Genomic DNA, 20,858 nt, shown 5'->3' with positions numbered 1-20,858 from the left:
CCCCCCCCCCCCCCCCCCCCCCCCCCTCCCCCCCCCCCCCCCCCCCCCCCCCCCCGCCCCCCCCCCCCCCCCCCCTTTTTTCCCCCCCCCCCGCCCTGGGGCGGGATGCGAACAGGGCCGTGCTGTGAACTGGTTCAGGCCAAAGAATCAGTCGCGATCCGTCCTTGTGTCGTGGATCACAGACACCGCATTCCTGTGTGAATACTTTGTGGATCAACCGAGAGGCGTCCAGGATTCCTGACGCTTCCTCGCGCACGGGGGATCAGGGGGGTCATTCCGCATGTCCAAAAAGGGCTATGAAGCGTGTCGGCCGGTGCCGCATCCGATGAGAACTGCTTGCCGGTCAGGCCTGCCGTCTTTGTCGTGAAGGCCGTCCGCGGTCAGCTTCTCATCCGTGGTCCAGTGCCCCGACCCACCCTTTCCGGGCGCTAATTCTCTCGTTCCCTCTCCTGCGCGCGTGGGGCGAGCTGGGTCTCCGTTGTGGCCACGCTCGAACATTCCGATGCCCCATCCCATATATATGGAGGCAACATCTTGAAACGGGCCAACAGATTAAAGTCTGTTCGTCTTGCGGTCAGTTGTGCCGTCGTCACCGCGATATCCGTAGGTTCCGTGACGCAGGCGCAATCCGTACAGCAACAACCGTCGCCACCTCCCAATGCGGCCGAAGGCTGGTCCGACCCCTCCGCTGCCCGCGTGCGCGCGGACAAGGAGGGTCACAAGGACCGTGTTCCGGCCAAGGAACGCAGCGAGGTCCTCGGCGCCGGCTATACCAAGTCGTCCGATACCGCCTGGACCACCATCGGTGACGCCACCGGCTTCCACCTGATGACCGCCGACGAGGCCGACGGCTACCGTTGGAAGACCGCCGCGACCCTCATCGAGCCGGGCTTCTTCGACACCGACACCTGGATCGGCAACGCCTGCGTCACCGCCTCGGGTGACCGGGCCGTCGTCGCCTACGCGCCCCGTACCTTCACCAACAAGCCCGACATGATGGCCCGGGGCGCGTTCACGGCCGCCGTCGACCTGAACACGGGCAAGGTCACCAAGCTGCCGTACCAGGCGAGCCTCGCCTACTTCTCGCCCGGCTGCGGCGACGGCGAGCAGGCCGTTCTGTCGCAGTTCACCGATGAGAGAACATCGAGCAAGAACGAGACGCGTCTCATCACCGTCGACGCCCGTACAGGCAAGACGGGTACCCCGGTCACGGTGAAGGGGCAGATCACCTCCGCCGTTCCGACCCGCAAGGGTATCGCCGCCGCGCAAGGCAACGCGATCGTACGGATCGGCGCGGACGGCAAGTCCAAGCTGATCACTCGTACGGACAACACCCCCTTCAACCTGTCCGTGACGAAGGACGGCGGCCTCGCCTTCCTGGATCACCGGAGCGGTGCCAAGGCGGCCAGGGCCGCCAAGGGCGTGAAGCCCGGCACCGCCGTCGAGGCCGCGTCCGCGGGCCAGACGTCCAAGGTCAAGTACCTGACCGGCGGGCAGCTCAGGAGCAAGGGAGCAAAGGCCCGGACCGTCGCCGAGGGCAGCCTCACCGGTCTCGACCTCGTCCGCGCCGCCGACGGAACCGCCGTCATCACCGGTGGAGCCAAGAGCCTCGGTGCCCTTCCCAAGAACGTGCGGAACCCGGGCGGGCTCGACAAGGACGCCACTGTCTCCACCAAGGCCCGCGCCTTCGTGAACGTCGCGTGGGCCGACGGCAAGGACACCCGTATCCGCGCCTCGGAGTACGACACGGCGCGCACGGCCCGTATCGAGATGCGGCACCTGCCCTCCGGCAGCACTCCCGTCTTCGAGGCCAACCCGGCCGCCTCCCCGGTCAGTCGTGACACGGCTCAGGGACAGGACCGCTCGCCGGCCCTCGGCACCGTTCCCGCCGGGAGTGGTAGCAGTGCGGGCAGCGGCAAGGTGACGACGATGCTGAACATCGCCGAGCCGGAGTCGGAGCGCACCTGTTCCGTGGAGCGGGGCAACCCGCAGAAGCAGGCGTTCCAGCCGAAGCCGCGCCAGGTCGAGTGGGCCGTGGACCGTGCCATCGAAGGCACCATGGACGGTCATGTGTCCCGGCCCGCCAACTGGAAGAACATGGGCATGGGTGCCTACACGCCCCAGTCCCTGGTCGGCGGCCTCACTCCCCTCGCCGGCGGCGGGCGTATCCCGGCACAGGTGTTCCTCGGCATCACCGCCCAGGAGTCCAACATGTGGCAGGCCACCCGCTTCGCCGCACCGGGCACCACCGCCAACAGCCTCATCGGCAATTACTACGGTCTCAAGCACGATGAGCACGGCCAGGTCAATGACCCCTGGGCCATCAACTGGAAGGCCGCGGACTGCGGTTACGGGATCACCCAGGTGACCGACGGCATGCGGCTGCCCAACAAGCCGTACGAGGACGGGGAGATCCGGCCGTCCAAGCCGCGCCTGTACCAGGAGGCTGTCGCGCTGGACTACACCGCGAACGTCGCGGCAGGCGTGAACATCCTCGCCGAGAAGTGGAACCAGACCCGCAACGACGGCCTCACCGTCAACAACGGTGACCCGAAGGGTATCGAGAACTGGTTCTTCGCCCTGTGGGCCTACAACTCCGGCTTCTACCCCAAGGCGGCCGCGGGCACGAACGGCGGCAAGTGGGGCGTGGGCTGGGCCAACAACCCCGCCAACCCCACCTACAAGCCCAACCGCACCCCGTTCCTGGAGAACGCGCTCGGCGGGGACGACTACTCGCACGCCGCCAACCCGCAGTTCTGGCCCTACCCGGAGAAGGTCATCGGCTGGGCCGCGCGCCCGCTGGAGGCCCTTGAGGAGCCGGGCAAGCTCGTCCACGGCTACCGGCCCGCATGGTGGACCGAGCCCATCTACCGCACCATGGCCAAGCCGCCGGTCAACCTGTTCTGCAACAGCTCCAACGAGTGCGACCCGTCGAAGATCAAGGAAGGCGCGTCGAACGACTCCCCCCAGCTCGGCCCGTGCCAGCGTACGGACTGGAAGTGCTGGTGGAACGGCAAGGTCGAGTGGAAGCGGTGCGAGAGCTCGCAGTGCGGATTCGAGCTCTTCCGCTTCAACAACACCTATCCGGAAGAGGCGGACGGCAACTCGCACCCGCCCCGGTGCAACTCCGGACTCCCGATCGGCACGCCGATCGTGGACAACGTGAACACCGGCCAGCGCATCGCGGGCGCCGATTTCAGGCGATGCTCGGACACCGCGCAGTCGTCGGGATCGTTCAAGTTCGACTTCGCCTCGCCTTCCGCCAAGATGGACACCCATCAGCTCGGCGTGGGATACGGAAACCACGTCTGGTTCGCCACTACCCACAAGGCGGCCTCTGCCGAGGCTCCGCGTCTGAAGGTCACGGGCACCTGGACCGCCGCCAGCACCGTCAAGGGCTGGACCCGTGTTCTGGTCCACATGCCGAACGTGGCAGCCAGGTCCCAGCAGGCCAAGTACACCGTGTCGGGCAGCGACGCCGGCACTGCTCCGTTCCGTGTCTCGCCGCAGCGCATCCGGAGCAACGAGTGGCGTTCGCTCGGCGTCTTCAACTTCACCGGAACCGCGTCGGTCGCCCTTTCCAACATCACCGAAGAGGGAGTGGGGGTGGACATCGCCTGGGACGCCGTCGCTTTCCAGAAGCTGGCCGCCAAGCCCACGCAGGTCGTCGCCATGGGCGACTCCTTCGCCTCCGGTGAAGGCGCCGACGCCGGGGACGGAAAGGACTACTTCCGCGAGTCGGACTACAAGGAGGACATCGGCAAGGAACAGGTGGTCAACAAGTGCCACCGCTCCAAGTACGCCTGGATCCGTCAGGCGACCCTGCCGGGCAAGACGAAATCCATCGGTGAGATCTCCGACACCTACGGGGATGTCGATCTGAGCTTCCTCGCCTGTTCGGGCGCCCGGACGTTCAACATCTGGACAGGCGGCTCCAAACAGGAAAATCAGCTTCCGCAGATGGATCTCGGCTACCTCGACAAGAACACGGATCTCGTCACCATCGCCATCGGCGGCAATGACTCCCTGTTCACCGATGTGATCGAGGAGTGCATCTACAAGGCGGGCCTGAAACTCTGTCAGGACGCCGAGTTCGAGAAGCGGGACCCGGACACGGGGAACAAGACCGGTGAAATGACCGGCCCGCTCAAGGACTTCATTCCGAAGTGGATCACTGAGCAGACCAAGCCGCGTATCGTCAAGGTCCTCAGCCAGATCAAGACCCGTGCTCCCTCGGCCAAGATCGTGCTCGTCGGCTACCCCAAGCTCCTCACCGGAAGCGGGGGTTGCATCCCGGGCATCGGCACCGAGGAGGCGCCGTGGCTGAACGACGTGGTCGCCACTCACCTGGCCAAGGAGATGGGCGCCGCCGCCGCGTCGGTGGGGGCCACGTTCGTCGACCCCGAGCCTGACTTCGCGGGCAAGGCGATCTGTGGTGACCCCGAGTCGATCAACGGGATCGTCCTCAGCGGCTACGCCGAGGCGGACAACGCCTCACCGCAGCCCTCGATGAAGTCGTTCCACCCGAAGATCACGGGCGCCCGGCTCTACGCCAACGCTCTGGAGCGCGCCCTGAAGTAACTTCGGGCGCACCACTCGGTAGTCATCGTCCACACATGGCCGGTGGGCCCCAACGAACCTGTTGGGGCCCACCGGCGTGTCCAGGGAAGGGTCCTGCACATGAAGCACGTACGTCACGCCAAAGGAGCTCTCGCGGTCGTCGTCGCCACCGCTGCCTGCCACACCCTCATGTCCGCCGGCTACGGGTGGGCCCGGGATTCCGAATCGAGCAGCGGCGACACGATGTTCGCCGGAACGGTCGAGTTCCTCCTCACCACAGCCGCCTCCTGGGCCCTCATGCCGCTCCTGCTGTGGGCCGGGATGCGCCTGATGCGGGAATCCGGCAACACCCTCCTCGTTCTCGCCGGCGGGTTCGCCTGGATCATGCTCTCCGGGTACTTCATCGACGACATCGACCGCGAGGGCGGCCACATGCCGGTCCCCGCCCTCATCGCGTACGTCCTTCTCGGTACGGCGTTGGCAGGCATCGGGCCCGGAAGCCGACGCGGCCGGGGAACCGCCGGGGGCGGTCTGGCGTGACGCGGAGGCTGACGCGATCACGGTGTTGCCGTTGGCCGAGAAAAACGCGTGGACCGCCTGGACGCCGTCGCAGGACACTGTGCTTCCTGACCTCTCGTACGCGCGTGGGCACGGCGCCTCCCCGGAGACGCGTGAGCGGGCTCGCCGCACGACCACACGGGGTGGAAATGGGATTGTCCGAAGCACACAGGGAACCACCGGGCAAGGGGTCGGTGCTCCTGGCCTTGCGTTACTACGGACGGGAGCTGGTCCGGCTCCGGTGGCTGACGGCGCCCGCCATGCTGTCGCCGGCGCTGGGCAACATCGGCATCAACTACATCGCCCCGCTGATCGTCGCCAAGCTCGTCGGCCACATCGCCGACGGCGGGGACACCACGCTCGGTTCGATGATGCCCTACGTGCTCGGCTTCGCCGGTGTCCTGCTGCTCGCGGAGGCGCTGTGGCGCATCGGCCTGCACTTCCTGAACCGCCTCGACGCGCGGGGCATCGAGCACCTGTACGTGATCGGCATGGACGAGCTGTTCGCCAAGGACGCCACGTTCTTCCACGACAACTTCGCCGGGTCGCTGACCAAGAGAGTCCTGAGTTTCGCCTCCCGCTTCGAGGAGTGCGTCGACACCCTGACCTTCTCGGTCGTGGGCAGCTTCGTGCCGCTGCTGTTCGGGTCGATCGTGCTGTGGAGTTACGAACCACTCCTGGTCGTAGGTCTCCTGGCGATGATCGCACTGACCGCGCTGTGTGTGATGCCCCTCATCCGCCGCCGCCAGGCACTCGTCGACCAGCGCGAAGAGGCGATCGCCAAGGTGTCGGGCCACGTCGCCGACAGCCTGATGAACATGGACACGGTCCGGGCGTTCGGCGCCGAGGCACGCGAGGCCGCCGAGCACCGGTCGCGCGTCGCGGAGTCGCGGCGCCTCACGCTCCGGTCCTGGGACTACGGGAATCTGCGCATCGACACGCTGGTCGCTCCGATGTCCGTGCTGACCAACGCCATGGGCCTGCTGCTCGCGGTCACGCTCGGCGGGGGCGGGCACGGCGTGGAGGCGGTCGTCGTCGCCTTCACGTACTACACCAACGCGACGCGGATCATGTTCGAGTTCAACCAGATCTACCGCCGCCTGGAAAGCTCGATGACGGAGGCCGCGCAGTTCACCGAACTGCTGCTGACACAGCCGACCGTGCTCGACCCGGCGTCGCCGGAGCCGCTGTCGTCCAAGGCGGCCGACGTCCGCTTCGAGCAGGTGACCTTCGCCCACGCGGGCGGGAAGCCGCTCTTCGAGTGCCTGGACCTCGACGTGAGCAGTGGCGCGAAGATCGGGCTCGTCGGCCGGTCCGGCGGCGGGAAGACCACGCTCAGCCGACTGCTGCTGCGGATGACGGACATCGACGCCGGCCGGATCCTGATCGGCGGGCAGGACATCAGCAAGCTGCGCCAGGCCGATCTGCGCAGCCTGATCGCGTACGTACCGCAGGACCCGGCGATGTTCCACCGCACGCTGCGGGACAACATCGCGTTCGCCCGGCCCGACGCCACCGACGCCGAGATCCGCCGCGCGGCGGATGCCGCCCATGTCACGGAGTTCGCCGACGGGCTGACGGACGGCTTCGACACCATGGTGGGGGAGCGGGGCGTCAAGCTGTCCGGCGGACAGCGCCAGCGGGTCGCCCTCGCCCGGGCGATTCTGCGCGACGCGCCCATCCTGCTGCTCGACGAGGCGACCAGCGCCCTGGACTCCGAGAGCGAGGTCCTCGTCCAGAAGGCGTTGTGGCACCTCATGGAGGGGCGGACGGCACTGGTGGTGGCCCATCGGCTCAGCACCGTCGCCACCATGGACCGGCTCGTCGTCCTGGACCGCGGGCGGATCGTCGAACAGGGCACGCACCACCAACTGCTCGCAGCGGAGGGCGCCTACGCGAAGTTGTGGCAGCACCAGTCAGGTGGCTTCCTGAACGAAACCCCCGCGCGGGCCGACCTGGCCTGAACCGGACGGCCGGAGCCGCGGAACCGACGGAGCCGCGGGGGAGGGCGTCAGCCCGGCGGCGCTTGCGAGGCGCCGCCCGGCGGCGCTTCCGAGGAGCGCCAAGCGGTCGCGAGTCCTTCCAGCCAGGCCGGGGGCAGTTCCGCGTGCTCCCATTCCGCCCGGAGCGCTGACGGAGCGGCGGTGAGACGTTCGAGTACGGCGATGCTCGTGGGGGAGTGGAGGAGGGAGTAGCGGCTGTGGACGGCGATGCGGCTGCGGGGCCCGTACTGGGCGTACAACCGAGTCAGCCGCTCACGGTGGGACTCGGTGAACTGCTCCAGTTGTCCCGCGTACCCGACCCGCCCCACGACGCTCATCGTGCCGAGTACCGCCGTGAGGACCTCGCCCGACTCCTCGGGGTCGAGGTCCGAGGCGTCACTGAAGGCGAGATAGAGCGGCATCACGGCGACCTTCGCACGCTCCACGTCCACCCTCCCGACGTGATGGCCTTGAACGGTGTCCCCCGAGCCGGACGTCGCCGGGCCGATGGCGCGCTCAAGGGCGCGCTCGGCGATGCGCAGGAGCTCGTCACCGACGGCCCGGGCGCCGTCGTGCCAGCCGATGCCGTACGGCCCCCCGTGCTCGTCCGGGACGCGCTCCGCCTTCCCGGCCTCGCTGTGCGCGTCCGCGATCGCACCGGCCTCGACGAGCGCGATCAGCTCTTCGGCCTCGCCCCGGAACACTCCCGCGCGGCCCAGAAGCTCCAAGAGGGTCTTCTTCGCGTTCATGACGCTGGCGGAGTCCAGCGGGTGCCTGTCCGTCTCGGCGGTGCTCATGGTGTCCTCCTCGTCGGCCTTGGTCTGGTGCGTCCGCAGCTGCTCCAGCAGGACGTGAGTCTCTCGCCCCCAGCTTCCAAGTCTCCACGACACGACGGGCCGTCGCCGCGCCCGGGGCTTTTCCGGTCCTCCCGGACGAGCCCCGGGTGACTCGCCCCGAGGTGACCGGTCAGCGGGAGCGGCGGGCGTTCAGCCGGGCGGCCTGGCGTATCAGATGGTCGCGCTCGGCGAGATCGGGTGCCTTCCGGGCCGCCTCGGCGTACAGCCGTGCCGCCGTCGCGAGGTCCCCGTCCCGCTCGTGGAGGTACGCCGCCACCGCGGCGTGGCGGGGCAGCGAGTCGTCCAGTTCCCCGAGCGCCGCCAGGCCGGCACGCGGTCCGTCGGCCTCGCCGACGGCCACCGCGCGGTTGAGCCGCACGACCGGGCTGTCGGTCAGGAGCGCGAGCTCGTCGTACCACTCGACGATCTGCACCCAGTCGGTCTCCTCGGCGGTGGGCGCGTCGGCGTGGAGTGCCGCGATGGCGGCCTGGGCCTGGAACTCGCCCAGCCGGTCGCGGGCGAGGGCCGCCTGCAGAATCTCCACGCCCTCCGCGATCGACTCGGTGTCCCACCGGCCGCGGTCCTGCTCGGCGAGCGGCACCAGGCTGCCCTCGGGCGTGGTCCGGGAGGCGCGCCGGGCGTGGTGGAGCAGCATGAGGGCGAGCAGCCCCGCCACCTCGGGGTGGTCGATCGCGGCGGCGAGCTGCCGGGTGAGCCGGATGGCCTCCGCGACGAGGTCGACGTCGCCGGAGTAGCCCTCGTTGAAGACCAGGTAGAGGACGCGCAGCACGGTGGCGACGTCGCCCGGCCGGTCGAACCTCACGGCGGAGACAGTGCGCTTGGCCCGGCTGATGCGCTGCGCCATGGTCGCCTCGGGTACCAGGTACGCCTGGGCGATCTGGCGGGTGGTCAGCCCGCCCACGGCGCGCAGCGTGAGCGCGACCGCGGACGACGGCGTCAGCGAAGGGTGGGCACACAGGAAGTAGAGCTGGAGCGTGTCGTCCACCGCGGACGCGGGCCCGGGCGCGGGCTCCTCGTCGACGAGGTCCTCGCGCCGGCGACGTGAGGTGTCCGCCCGGGTCGCGTCGAGGAACTTGCGCCAGGCTACGGTGACCAGCCAGCCCTTCGGGTCCCGCGGAGGGTCGGCCGGCCAGACGCGGACCGCCTCGACCAGCGCGTCCTGGACGGCGTCCTCGGCCGCCGCGAAGTCGGCTCCGCGGCGGACGAGGATACCGAGCACGCTCGGTGTGAGGCTCCGGAGCAGGACCTCGTTCACCTGTGAGGTCACTCCGTGATGGTGTGCGCCGCGGTCAGGAACGGCCGCACTTCGAGCCACTCGTGGATCGGCTTCCCGCCCGCCCCGGGGGCGGCCGACAGTTCCCCGGCCAGCTCGATGGCACGCTCGTAGCTGTCGACGTCGATCACCATCCAGCCGGCGATGAGGTCCTTGGTCTCGGCGAACGGGCCGTCGGTGACCGGCGCGCGGCCCTCGCCGTCGTACCGCACGAACGTCCCCTCGGGGGCGAGCGCCTGGCTGCCGACGAACTCACCGGTCTCCTCGAGCCGGGCCGCGAAGTCGTTCATGTACTGCACGTGGGCCGAGATCTCCTCCGGCGTCCACTCGCCCATGGGCACGTCGTTGACCGATGCCGGGGCGCCGCGGTAGTGCTTGAGCAGCAGGTACTTGGCCATCGTGGTTCTCCTCGGTGTGCTGGTGCGACCCATTCTGGCCGCGTTCACTGCGGGGACGGAGCCGGACACGGGTTCTCGACATCCCCATCCGCGAACCCGGCCCGGTCAGCCGGACGAGCCGGCCCGCCCGGCCCGGGCTCGCCGCGCGTGCGCCGGGTCTGCTGAGGACGCTGCGCGAGCATGATCCCGACTTCGTCCTGCTCGACGGAACCCACGCCGAGTGCGACCGGGTCGGCGACGGCCGGGCCGACCACTCCCACAAGCACCGGCGCCACGGCGTGAACGTGCAGGTCGTCACCGATCCCGGCGGCCGGCTGCTGTGACTCTCGCCCGCCCTGCCGGGCCGCACTCACGACCTGACCGCCGCCCGCACCCACCGGATCATCCGCATCTGCGGACCCCCACTGAGAAGACCCGCAACCGTGCCCTGGCCGCCACACGGGCACCCGTCGAACGCGGCGTCGCCCACCTGAAGTCCTGCGGATCTTCCGCAGGTCCCGATGCAGTCCCCACCGCATGACGTCAATCGCCAAGGCCGCCTCACACTGGAGCTGCAACGCTGAAGAAGCTCAGTGATGAGTTCGGAGGCCGGTCGGAGGCAGCGGACAGGCCGCCGGCCCGTTGAAGGGCTGGGGAACGGTGTCCTCGGCGCGGGTCCCTGTCACTCGCAGGGATAGCTGGTGATGCGGACGAGGTACGCCGCGGAGACCCAGCGGTTGGTGCCCACCTTGCGGAAGCCGTTGGTGGTGGATGCCGACGCGAGGATCGTGGAGCCGTTGGGGTAGGACCCGACGACCGGGTAGCTGGTGCCGGGACCGCTGCGGACCAGCAGACCGCCGCTGGCGTTGACCCTGTAGTAGCACTGGGTGGCGAGCACAGCGGCCGGCGCGAGCTCCACGGCCGCGCCCGTCGTGCGGGCGAGTGCGGCGGCCTGGGCTGTGAGACCGCCGCCGAGGAGCGCGGCGGCGGACAGGGCCGCCACGGCCGCCGTGCGGGCGGCGGAGCGACGCGGTGACATGGTGCGGCGTGCTGCTGTGACGGTCATGGAATCGATTCCCCTTGCGTCGTCGGTTCTGGGTGCGGAACACGTACGTAGGAGCAGCCCGGGCCGGCCGAGCCGTGTCACCGCTCAAAGACACCGGAGCCGCGCACGACGTTAGCGCCATCAGGCGAAATCAGCCGCCTGAAACACGAGAACTCCCCAACCGGAACGGGGGGAGTGGCCCGTTCCGGTTGGGGAGTCCGTAAGACGCTGCGGAAGAACGGACGGGGCTCCGGCGGTGCGCCCGAACCCCGTCCCTGGTCAGCGGTCAGCGGTCAGCCGCTCAACTGGTGGGGAAGCTGTCGGGGGTGCTGATGCGGCTCTTGAGCAGCGCACCCGATTCGGTCAGCACGCCGCCGCTGCTGTAGTCGCTGCCGTTGCAGGTGCCGGGCTTGAACGCCGCGCTGCTCTCATTGGCGTCGGAGTAGGTCCAGTTCGCGTAGCCGATCTTGAACTGGTCGAGCAGGTCCAGCCAGGCAGTGGTGCTCGCCCGGTCCATCGCTCCCCCGCCGGTGGCGCTCACCGTGCCGAACTCGGTGACGAACAGCGGTAGCTTCGAGGCCGCCCGGCTCAGCGTGGCGCGGTAGGAGTCCTTGTGGCTCGCGGCGTAGAAGTGGAACGCGTACATGATGTTGGCGGCATTGACGGGGTTGTTGACGACCTCGCTCTCGTTGGAGCCGTCCGAGACTCCCAGCGAGGACCAGCCACGGGTGCCGACGATGACGACGGCGTCCGGGTCGGCGGCCCGGATCACCGGGATGACCTGCTCGGCGTAGCTCTTGATGGCCGTCCAGCTCACGCCGTTGGGCTCGTTGGCGATCTCGTAGATCACGTGCTTCTTGTCCGCGTTGCGGGCCGCGACGGACGCGAAGAACGTCTTCGCGCGCTCCAGGTTGTAGTTCGGGTCACCGGGCGTCAGGGTGTGGAAATCGATCAGCGCGTACATGCCGCGCGCCTCGGCCATGTCGACGAGGCTGTTCACACGGCTGGTGAAGCCCGCCGGGTCGGTCTCGTAACCGCTCTCCTGCACGTACATGGCGACGCGCAGCAGGTCAGACTTCCAGTCCTTGGCCAGCGCGTCCACGGACGCGGCGTTGTAGCACTTGCTGAACCACTGGATGCCGTGCGTGCTCATCCCCCGCAGCTGTACGGGTCGGTTGTACTGGTTGCACAGGTGCACGCCACAGACGTGGAGCTTTCCGTTGATGTCCACGGGGGTGCCGGTGCCCGGGACGGGCGGGTCGACGGGCGGGGGCTCTTCTACGGAGCCCGTACAGGCGACGCCGTTGAGCGTGAACGCCGTGGGCTTCGGGTTGGCGCCCGTGAAGGAACCCACCATCCCCAGATCGGCCGACGCGCCGGTGGCCAGTGTGCGGTTCCAGTCGAGGTTGACGGCGGCGGCCGTGGAACCGGACTGGGACCAGGTGGCGTTCCAGCCCTGGACGACCTTCTGCCCCGCGTCGGGCATCGTGAACTTCAACGTCCATCCGTTGACGGGTTCACCCAGGTTGGTGACCTTCACTCCGGCCTGGAAGCCACCCTGCCACTGGCTGGTGACCGTGTAGTCGACCTTGCATCCGGTGGCGGCCATCGCCGGGGGACTGGACAGGGCCGAGAGGCCGAGGACCGTCGCGCCGGTCGCCAGTAAGGCCAAAAAGCGTTTCACGGCATTCCTCCTGGTACGAGTACGGAGTGGGAACGACACGGGGGAAGCCGGCCGCTCATCGTCGCGAGGCCGTCCCGCAGACCTGGTCGTTCAGCCTGAAGACCTGAGGGTCGTGCACGAGACCGGTGGGCCGGCCGTTGAAGCCGAACCGCACGGTGCCGCCGGGCGCGAGCGTGGCATTCCAGCTCAGGGCCTCCGCGGTGACCCTCGGGCCGGCCTGCCGGATGGCGGCGCCCCAGGTGTCGGTCACCCGCTGCTGGTCGGCGAACGTCCAGTCGAGCCGCCAGGGCTGGACGGGCTGGGGACCGGTGTTCTTCACCACGACCTGCGTGGTGAAGCCGCCGCTCCAGCGCTGCGAGGTGTACGTGACCTCGCACCGCGTCTTCACGGGCGCGCCGCTGCCCAGATCGTCCACGTAGGACGCGACCCAGGCGAGCGGGGCGTTCCAGTTGATGGTGATCTCGTTCGTGGCCCAGGACTCGATGTCGTCGATGTAGCACATCGCCGGTGCGCAGCCCTTCAGCTTGGCCTGCGCGACCGGGTCCTGGATGGAGGCGTTCGGACCACCGGCCAGGGAGCCGGGTGCGGGGTTCGGCAGGGCCGGGTCGAGCTGGTCGGCCCAGAACCGGTGGTGCTGGTTGTGCGAGTCCCGCTCGCCGTATCCGGTGACGTAGGACTGGTTCAGCGCGTTGCGGCCCAGCAGGTAGTCCAGTCCGCGCAGTACGGCGTCACGGTAGGCGGTCTTTCCGGTCAGGTCGTGCGCCGAGCCCAGGACGACCATGTTGTTGGCCACCTGGCTGTTCGAACCCCACACGAAGTGCCCGTTGTCGGGCGCGTACGGAAGGCCGTACGCGCCCCCGGCCGAGTCGGCCGCGTACCCGTCGGCGGCTTCGGTCACCATGCCCCGCACCGTGGCGAGCAGGTCGGTGGAGAGCTTGCTCGGCACGGCCGCGAGGTTCAGGGCGCCGAGACCGGCGACCGACCCCCAGGACATGCCGCCGCGCGGGAAGACGGCGTCGGTGTCGCCGTGGAGCGGGGAGCGCAGGACTTCCTGGAGATACGCGTCCTCGCCGGTGGTGAGGAAGAGTTCCGCCGCCGCCCAGTAGAACTCGTCGCGCACGTCGTTGTCGCTGTAGGCGCCGCCACCCGTGCCGTCCTGGGGATCGGCGAGGATGTCCGGGTGGGCCTTTGCCGCCGTCCATGCCGTCCGCGCGGCTTCCCCGCACCGGGCGGCGAAGTCCGCGTCGTAGACCCGGAAGAGGCGGGCGCACTGGGCCGCGGTGGCCGCCAGGTTGAGGGTGGCCGCCGTGGTCGGCGGGTGCAGTTCCCGGGGCTGGGGGTCACGGTCCGGCCGGGTCGGCAGTCCGGTCCACGCCTTGTCGTGCAGCTTGTGATGGGCCATGCCGGCCAGCGGCTCCCCTGCGGGCACCTGCATCCTCATGAGGAACTCCAGCTCCCAGCGGGCCTCGTCGAGGATGTCGGGAGTCGCGTTCCCGTGCTCGGGCAGCCGGAGCGCGCCGTCACCGAGTGGCCCGGCGTCCGCCGTCTCCTCGGTCAGGGTCCGCTCGAAGGTGGACATCAACTGGGCGACGGAGATGCCACCGTTGACGACGTACTTGCCGTGGTCACCGGCGTCGTACCAGCCGCCCGCCGCGTCCAGGCGGTAGTCGCATACGCCGGGCTGGCAGGGCACGTCGTTGTCGCCCTGATTGGGGCTCACTCCCACATGACCGGCCGGCCGCGCGTACTGCTCGCCCACGATGTCCGCGTCGATCTCGATGCCGCTGCGGTTGTGGTAGAAGTACGCGAGCGCGTCAGTGCGCAGTGAGTCGTAGAGGTCGTCGCCGATGGCGAAGGGCTCACTCCTCTCTCCCGCGACCGTGACGGTGTACCCCTCCCCGGCGGTGGTCACCGCGCTGAAGTCGAAGGTGTGGACGTGTCGCCGCGAGGCGGTGTCCACGCCCGCCGGAGTGGTGGTGCCCCCGGCCAGGCGTGTCCCGTCCGCCGAGTCGAGCGTCCAGGGCAGCTCGTCGGTCACGTCGGTGACGACGGTTCCGCCCTTGGGGCCGTGGGTGAGGTATCCGACCTGGTTGACCCGGACCGGGGACCCGGTGTCCGGTTCGTACGGCGGCGGCGCGGTGCCGCCCCGCAGCGATACGTCGTCGACGCAGAAGGTGAACGCCTGGGCGCTGCCCCCGATCTGGAAGGCGAGTTGGGCGGCCTCGTGGTCGGCTCCGGCGGTGAAGGTCTCGGTGACGCGTTCGGCGGTGGTGCCGACCGGCTGCGCGGTGGAGAGTTCCGTGCTCCACGGTTCGGTCGCCATCTGCACGTTTGTGCGGATGGTGACCGGCACGGTGGAGGTCGCCGTGTAGCTCAGGATGTATCCCTCGCCGGCGGTGAGTGCGAGCCCGTTCTGCCCGACGATGGCGTCCCACGGGTTGGCCGTGCCCGCGGGGACGTCGGCGCAGAGGCGTCCGTCCGAGACGGCGACGGGGCTGTTGGCCGTCGACCACCAGGGGGCGGTGCCCGCGGAGAAGTCCCCGTTGACGATGACCTCGAGTGCCTCGGAGGCTTCATCGACGGGTTCGGCCGCACCGGCGGGTGCGACGAGGCTGACCGCCAGCAGCCCGGCGGTGGCCGTCACGCCCGCTAACACGCTGACCAGTCCGGAGCGGCCCGGTCGGCGGAACGTACGGGACGGGAGGGAAGGGAGAGGCTGATGTCGCGGCACACTGAAGTCCTTACGGGAGGGGGGAAAGGCACGCAGTGACTGGAGCACCGACATTGCGTCCGGTGGGGGCGCAACAGAAGTGGGAGCGCTCCCAATCTCGTGGGTCACGAGACGCGCCGTCAAGCCGTTGGACAGGATTCGCCGCCGCCGCGGCGCCAAGGGGCTACGGCCGGGGCGCACAGCGGCACTCCGCGACCGCGCGCTTCCTGACGGCCCATCGGAACCCTCGGCCGGGCACCCGCCGGGCCGTAGGATCGGGGGCTCTTGGGGGTGGGACATGTTGAAGCGAAGTTCCGGCACACCGACGCTGGAGGAAGTGGCCGCCCTTGCCGGAGTGGGGCGGGGCACGGTCTCCCGGGTGATCAACAACGCGACGGGCGTCAAGGCGTCCACGCGCCGCGCCGTGCAGCGCGCCATCGAGGAACTCGACTACGTGCCCAATCTGGCCGCCCGTTCACTGGCCGGGCGGCGCGCGGGCGCCGTCGCGCTGGTGATGACGAAGACGGACTGGCGGCTGTTCGGGGAGCCCTTCTTCTCGGAGATCGTGCGGGCGGTCGGGGACGCCCTGACCGAGGCGGACGTGCAGCTGCTGCTCACCCTCGTGCGCACCGACGCCGAGCGGAAGCGGCTCGTGGAGTACGTGCGCGGCGGCCGGGTCGACGGAGCACTGCTGATGTCCGTGCGGGCCGAGGACCGGCTGCCGGACATGCTCGCCGACGCCGGGCTGCCCACGGTGCTGCTGGGCAGGCGCTCGGGTGACGAGCGGGTGACCTACGTGGACGCGGACAACGTGGGCGGCGCGCGGGCCGCGGTCGCCCATCTGGTGGCTGGCGGACGGAAGGCCATCGCCGCGATCACGGGCCCGCCCGACATGTACGTCGCCCAGTGCAGGCTGCGCGGTTACCGGGAGGCGCTAGGCGACGCCGGGCTCGACGTGGTGCCGTCCCTGGTCGTACAGGGCGACTTCACCGAGACCAGCGGACGGCGGGCGATGGACGGGCTCATCGCGCGGCACCCGGAGGTCGACGCCGTCTTCGCCGCGTCGGACAGCATGGCCGCCGGGGCACTGGACGCCCTGCACGCGGCGGGGCGGCGGGTACCGCAGGACGTGGCGGTGGTCGGCTTCGACGACTTCGAGCTGGCCGAGCGGACCGAGCCGCCGCTCACGACCGTCCGCCAGCCGATGGAGGAGATAGGCCGGACCATGGTGCGGCTGCTGCTGGAGGAGATGGAACAGCCGGAGGTGGCCTGGCGCCATGTGATCCTGCGAACGCGTCTGGTGGTACGCGAGTCGGCCTGACGCTGTTCGTACGCCGCGCCGGCCGCCGTGACAGCCGGGCCACCGCCGGCGCGCACCGGTGCGCCGCCGCATCCCCGCACCGTCCCTGACCCACGCCTCCGAGATCCACTCGACCTGTTTCGTCCCGATGGGTTGTCAGGACTCGGCGACGCTCCTACAGTCCCCTACGAACCAGCTACTGGGAGCGCTCCCATAGATGGGACGGTCGCACAGCCCCGATTCCGCGCCCGCCCTGCCAGCTCCCACGTTCAGGACGCGGGCCGCGCGCCCCCGCCCGCGCCGCATTTTCCCACTCCTCCGGCCCCCACCCGGAAAGGCGCCACCGCCACGAGCCCGAACCTCGCCCCATCGCGCCTCGCCCCGTCGCGCCACCGCCTGGCGAACGACGCCGCGCCGCGCAACGGACCGCAGGAGAGAACGACCCCGACCGGAAGCCATCCCCACATAGGCACAGGAGACATCATGGCTCGACGCAAGAAACAACTTGCCTCTCTGGCGGCGGTGCTCGCGACGCTGCTCGCCGGAATCGGCCTGACGTTAATGGGCCAGGGCAACGCGCAGGCGCACGGCGTCACGATGACGCCGGGATCGCGTACCTACCTCTGCTGGGTCGACGCCAAGACCAGCACCGGCGCCCTGGACCCGACCAACCCCGCGTGCAAGGCCGCGCTCGCCGAGAGCGGCGCGACCGCGCTGTACAACTGGTTCGCCGTACTCGACTCCAACGCCGGCGGCCGGGGCGCGGGTTACGTGCCGGACGGAAAGCTGTGCAGCGCCGGTGACCGGTCGCCGTACAACTTCACCGGGTACAACGCCGCCCGCTCCGACTGGCCCCGGACGCACCTGACGTCCGGGAGGACGATCCAGGTCAAACACAGCAACTGGGCGGCGCACCCGGGTTCGTTCAAGGTGTACCTGTCCAAGCCCGGCTACTCACCCAGCACCGAACTGGGCTGGGACGACCTGGAGCTGGTCGAGACCGTCACCAACCCGCCGCAGACGGGCTCACCGGGCACGGACGGCGGACACTACTACTGGAATCTGGACCTGCCCTCGGGCCGCTCGGGTGACGCGGTGATGTTCATCCAGTGGGTGCGCTCGGACAGCCAGGAGAACTTCTTCTCCTGCTCCGACGTCGTCTTCGACGGCGGCAACGGCGAGGTGACCGGCATCCGGGGCTCGGGCGGCACTCCGACGCCGACACCCACGCCGACTCCGACTCCGACTCCGACTCCGACGCCCACCGACCCGCACTCCGGGTGCATGGCCGTCTACAACGTGACCAACTCCTGGAACGGCGGCTTCCAGGGTTCCGTCGAGGTCATGAACCACGCCACGACGGCGCGCGAGGGCTGGGCCGTGAGGTGGACGCCCGGCGCGGGCGCCAAGGTCAGCAGTGTGTGGAACGGTGCGTTGACCACGGGATCCGATGGGGCGCTCACGGTCAAGAACCTCGACTACAACCGGACCATCCCGCCGGAGGGCAGCGTCACCTTCGGGTTCACGGCGACATCGACCGGCAACAACTTCCCCGTCGGCTCGATCGGCTGCGTCAGCCCGTAGCCGCTGACCCAGGCAGTGCCGGTTCCCGCATCGTGCGGGAACCGGCGCTCTCGTGTCTTCAGGCTCCGTTACGGCCCGGCCCGGGACGCCCTTGGTCCGGGCCGTTTGCCTCAACTCGGCTGTCAGTCCCAGAGGTTCACCGAAAGCTCAGAAGCGTTCAGACGTTCGCGGCGATCACGCAATTTCGGCGATGACCGTGTCTTACCTCGTACGGTGACCCTCTGGTCAGGACTGACGCGCCCCGCGCCCTCCCGCCGATGAGCCGGCAACGATGCGTGAATCCGATCGATTAACGGTTCAGTGGCGCTTTAGCGGGGTGTAGTCGGCCCTTTAGCCGAATCTGTTTCCATGGAGCGGACCGTTGCCCTTGTGAGCAGGAGGATGCTGTGCCTACGCAGGCCACACGTGATCTGGTCGAGGAATTCGTCATCGAAACCCTGGTGGACTGCGGGGCCGATAGAGAGCTCATCAACCCGAGTGCCACCTTCGAGAATCTGGAAATAGATTCCCTCGACATGGTGGATCTCGGCCAGTCCGTGAACAAGGAATTCCGGATACGGCTGCACCCCAAGGATCTCGACGGCGTCAAGACCGTAGGCGAAGCCCTCGACGTCATCTGTGCCACCGCGGGTCTGAAGTGACCCGACGGCGGGTCGTGGTCACCGGTGTCGGTGCCGTGACGGCACTGGGCACCGGTGCGGCACTGCTGCACGACCGGGCCGTCGCGGGGGAGTCGGGCATCGAGGAGGGCGAGGGGCGCTGCCGTGATTTCGCGCCCGAGGAGACGCTGACGCGCCGGGAACGGCGCCGTATGGACCGGTGCTGCCAACTGGCCATGGTGGCCGGCAAGGAAGCGCTGGACCAGGCCGGATGGGGCGACACCCCGCCGTATCCGGGAGAGCGCGTCGGCTGCGTCATCGGCACCGGGATCGGCGGTCTGGAAAGCCTCGAACAGCAGCTGGAGGTGCTGCGCACCGAGGGCGCGCAGGACGTCTCCGCTCTCACCGTTCCCATGATGATGGCCAATTCCATACCGGCGCAGCTCGCCATCAGGTTCGGTCTCAGGGGAGAGACCTACAGCGTGATGTCGGCGTGCGCCGCCGGTACGCAGGCGATCGGCGCCGGAGTGCGGCTCATCAGGAGCGGTGAGGCGGACGCCGCCGTGGTGGGGGGAGCGGAGGCAGGGCTCTCCGACTTCATCAGAGCGGCCTTCCTGAACGCCGGAGCGCTCTCGCCGACCGGTACGTCCGTGCCGTTCTCCCGCGACCGCGACGGTTTCCTGCTGGGTGAGGGCGCGGGCGTGCTCGTCCTGGAGGACGCCGCCTCGGCGGCCGGGCGCGGAGCGCGGGTGCTCGCCGAGATCACCGGGTACGGCTCCACCACCGACGCCCACCACCTGACCGCGCCCGAACCCGCCGGGACCGCCGCCGCGCAGGCCGTACGGCGCGCCCTGGAGGATGCCGGGGCCTCTGGCGACGCGGTCACGTACATCAACGCGCACGGCACCGGCACCGAACTCAACGACCTGGCCGAGGCCTCCGCGCTGGCACAGGCGCTGGGGGACCGGCTGGCGAAGGTGCCGATCTCGTCCACCAAGTCGGCCGTGGGCCACCTGCTGGGCGCGGCAGGCGCGGTCGAGGCGATCGCCACGCTGCTGGCGCTGCGCCACCGCGTCGCGCCGCCCACGGCCGGGCTGCTCGACCCCGACCCGCGCCTCGACGGCCTCCGTCATCTCATGCGCGCGTGTCCTCTCGGGGAGGGGACCGACGGCCCGTTGGTGGGGCTCTCCACCTCCTTCGGCTTCGGCGGCCACAACGCGGCCCTCGTGCTCCAGGCATGACCGGGGCGGCCGCCCCCGATCGACGAGGGAGTTCCATGACACAGACACAAGCACAGACGCAGACACAGGCACAGGAACGGAGCCCGCAGGCCGGCGTACCCGCGACCGGGCTCGAAGCCGCGGAAGCGCAGCTCTCGGCCGAACGGACGGTGCCCTGCGGCTGGGTGCACAAGCACGCCGTGGAGCAGGTGCTCGTCACCGACGTCCGGGAGATCGACGGCCGGCTCTTCGCGCTGGCCCAACTCCCGCGCACGCACCGGCTCTACAACGACTCGCACGACTTCGGCTACGACGTTCTCCTGCTCGGCGAGGTGGCACGTCAGGCCTCCGAGGCGATGGTGCACCGACTGCTGGGCGTCCCGCTCGACCGGCCGTTCGTCATCGGCACCATGCGGGTGGAAGTGCTGAACCGGGAGGCGGTCGCGGTCACCCGCACCTCCGCCGCGGTGCTGGCCGAATTCGTGGTGAAGAAGGCGAAGCGGTGGCCCGACGGTACCCCCCGCCATCTGCTGAGCTCCACGATCCTGTACCGGAACGGCGTCCCGGCGGCCGAGTTCAGCGGAACCCTGATGATGCTGAAGGCGGACTCCTACCGTGCCCTGCGGGACAGCGCCGCGCCGGTGGCCGACGCGGCGGCGCACCGGACGCGCGGGCCGCGCGCCGCGCCGGAGCAGGTCGGCAGGAGCGACCCGCGCAACGTGGTCGTCGGCGGCCTGCGCGAGGAGAACGGCGGAATCACCGCGGACCTCGTGGTGGACCTCGACGACCCCGTCTTCTTCGACCACGAACTGGACCATCTGCCCGCCATGCTCCTGCTGGAGGGGGCGCGGCAGAGCGCGGTGGCGGCCCGCGCGCGACGGGACGGCGTTCCCGCGCGCTCGCTGGGCGCCGTCGACTGCGCCGTGAACTTCCAGCAGTTCGCCGAACTCGGTGCCCCGGTGACGTGCACGGCGGTACCGGACGGCGCCGACACCGTCGCGGTCCGGCTCGTACAGGACGACGCCGTGATCGCGGAGGGGGACATCACGCTGGTCGCTGACAGTGGACCGGCCGCCAGAGCAGCTGACTGACCGCAGGACCGTACCGAC

At 69.6% G+C, this 20,858-nt stretch carries 14 protein-coding genes and 1 pseudogene; 9 read left to right on the top strand and 6 right to left on the bottom strand.

From position 1 onward, the window contains the following. Positions 1-696: 696 nt before the first annotated feature. The 3 genes from AC07FA_RS33760 (at position 697) to AC07FA_RS33750 (ending at position 7,082) form a co-directional block, all read left to right on the top strand. Positions 697-4,581 (top strand): GDSL-type esterase/lipase family protein, encoded by a 3,885-nt coding sequence (locus tag AC07FA_RS33760; protein ID WP_479080165.1) that lies wholly within the window; start codon positions 697-699, stop codon positions 4,579-4,581. Between the two features lie 99 nt (positions 4,582-4,680). Further along, positions 4,681-5,100: a hypothetical protein gene (locus tag AC07FA_RS33755; RefSeq protein WP_479080164.1), complete on the top strand. Its 420-nt coding sequence runs from the start codon at positions 4,681-4,683 to the stop codon at positions 5,098-5,100. 167 nt (positions 5,101-5,267) lie between these two features. Beyond that, entirely contained in the window at positions 5,268-7,082 is a 1,815-nt protein-coding gene (locus AC07FA_RS33750; protein WP_479080163.1) for an ABC transporter ATP-binding protein, read from the top strand. 47 nt (positions 7,083-7,129) lie between these two features. On the opposite strand, the gene AC07FA_RS33745 is transcribed toward AC07FA_RS33750, so the two are convergent. From AC07FA_RS33745 to AC07FA_RS33735, 3 genes are all read right to left on the bottom strand, one after another. Continuing rightward, positions 7,130-7,897, bottom strand: coding sequence for a hypothetical protein (locus AC07FA_RS33745; protein ID WP_479080162.1), 768 nt, complete (start codon positions 7,895-7,897; stop codon positions 7,130-7,132). A gap of 169 nt (positions 7,898-8,066) precedes the next feature. After that, a complete protein-coding gene (locus AC07FA_RS33740; RefSeq protein ID WP_479080166.1) occupies positions 8,067-9,212 on the bottom strand; it encodes an RNA polymerase sigma factor in 1,146 nt (381 codons plus the stop codon). A gap of 8 nt (positions 9,213-9,220) precedes the next feature. Further along, positions 9,221-9,628, bottom strand: a complete 408-nt coding sequence (locus AC07FA_RS33735) for a YciI family protein (RefSeq protein WP_479080161.1) — start codon at positions 9,626-9,628, stop codon at positions 9,221-9,223. Positions 9,629-9,765: 137 nt separating this feature from the next. Here AC07FA_RS33735 and AC07FA_RS33730 point away from each other — a divergent pair. Next, a pseudogene (locus AC07FA_RS33730) lies at positions 9,766-10,191 on the top strand (transposase family protein); the annotation flags it as partial. 98 nt (positions 10,192-10,289) lie between these two features. On the opposite strand, the gene AC07FA_RS33725 reads toward AC07FA_RS33730, so the two are convergent. The 3 genes from AC07FA_RS33725 to AC07FA_RS33715 form a co-directional block, all read right to left on the bottom strand. Further along, positions 10,290-10,673, bottom strand: a complete 384-nt coding sequence (locus tag AC07FA_RS33725) for an SH3 domain-containing protein (protein ID WP_479080160.1) — start codon at positions 10,671-10,673, stop codon at positions 10,290-10,292. A 280-nt stretch (positions 10,674-10,953) separates the two neighbouring features. Beyond that, positions 10,954-12,336: a cellulase family glycosylhydrolase gene (locus tag AC07FA_RS33720; RefSeq protein ID WP_479080159.1), complete on the bottom strand. Its 1,383-nt coding sequence runs from the start codon at positions 12,334-12,336 to the stop codon at positions 10,954-10,956. Between the two features lie 55 nt (positions 12,337-12,391). Continuing rightward, a complete protein-coding gene (locus AC07FA_RS33715; protein WP_479080158.1) occupies positions 12,392-14,980 on the bottom strand; it encodes a glycoside hydrolase family 9 protein in 2,589 nt (862 codons plus the stop codon). 364 nt (positions 14,981-15,344) lie between these two features. Between AC07FA_RS33715 and AC07FA_RS33710 the strand changes: the two genes are divergently transcribed. The 5 genes from AC07FA_RS33710 to AC07FA_RS33690 all read left to right on the top strand — a co-directional run bounded on the left by AC07FA_RS33710 (position 15,345) and on the right by AC07FA_RS33690 (position 20,840). Next, positions 15,345-16,367, top strand: a complete 1,023-nt coding sequence (locus tag AC07FA_RS33710; protein WP_479080157.1) for a LacI family DNA-binding transcriptional regulator — start codon at positions 15,345-15,347, stop codon at positions 16,365-16,367. A 462-nt stretch (positions 16,368-16,829) separates the two neighbouring features. Continuing rightward, a complete protein-coding gene (locus AC07FA_RS33705) occupies positions 16,830-17,930 on the top strand; it encodes a lytic polysaccharide monooxygenase (RefSeq protein ID WP_479080156.1) in 1,101 nt (366 codons plus the stop codon). A 386-nt stretch (positions 17,931-18,316) separates the two neighbouring features. Further along, entirely contained in the window at positions 18,317-18,571 is a 255-nt protein-coding gene (locus AC07FA_RS33700; RefSeq protein ID WP_479080155.1) for an acyl carrier protein, read from the top strand. Further along, positions 18,568-19,770 carry a beta-ketoacyl-[acyl-carrier-protein] synthase family protein gene (locus tag AC07FA_RS33695; protein WP_479080154.1) on the top strand — a complete coding sequence of 401 codons (1,203 nt, stop codon included), beginning with the start codon at positions 18,568-18,570 and terminating at the stop codon, positions 19,768-19,770. The genes AC07FA_RS33700 and AC07FA_RS33695 overlap by 4 nt, the downstream gene beginning before the upstream one ends. 35 nt (positions 19,771-19,805) lie before the next feature. Next, on the top strand, positions 19,806-20,840 hold the full coding sequence (locus AC07FA_RS33690; protein WP_479080153.1) for an AfsA-related hotdog domain-containing protein: 1,035 nt from the start codon (positions 19,806-19,808) through the stop codon (positions 20,838-20,840). Positions 20,841-20,858 lie beyond the last annotated feature (18 nt).

The sequence above is a fragment of the Streptomyces sp. NPDC045968 genome (assembly GCF_056430475.1).
This window is presented reverse-complemented; position numbering and strand designations above follow the sequence as displayed.

Coding starts and splice junctions, on each gene's coding strand:
- AC07FA_RS33755 (WP_479080164.1), top strand. CDS start 4,681: ATGAAGCACGTACGTCACGCCAAAGGAGCTCTCGCGGTCGTCGTCGCC.
- AC07FA_RS33735 (WP_479080161.1), bottom strand. CDS start 9,628: ATGGCCAAGTACCTGCTGCTCAAGCACTACCGCGGCGCCCCGGCATCG.
- AC07FA_RS33745 (WP_479080162.1), bottom strand. CDS start 7,897: ATGAGCACCGCCGAGACGGACAGGCACCCGCTGGACTCCGCCAGCGTC.
- AC07FA_RS33690 (WP_479080153.1), top strand. CDS start 19,806: ATGACACAGACACAAGCACAGACGCAGACACAGGCACAGGAACGGAGC.
- AC07FA_RS33710 (WP_479080157.1), top strand. CDS start 15,345: ATGTTGAAGCGAAGTTCCGGCACACCGACGCTGGAGGAAGTGGCCGCC.
- AC07FA_RS33750 (WP_479080163.1), top strand. CDS start 5,268: ATGGGATTGTCCGAAGCACACAGGGAACCACCGGGCAAGGGGTCGGTG.
- AC07FA_RS33725 (WP_479080160.1), bottom strand. CDS start 10,673: ATGACCGTCACAGCAGCACGCCGCACCATGTCACCGCGTCGCTCCGCC.
- AC07FA_RS33705 (WP_479080156.1), top strand. CDS start 16,830: ATGGCTCGACGCAAGAAACAACTTGCCTCTCTGGCGGCGGTGCTCGCG.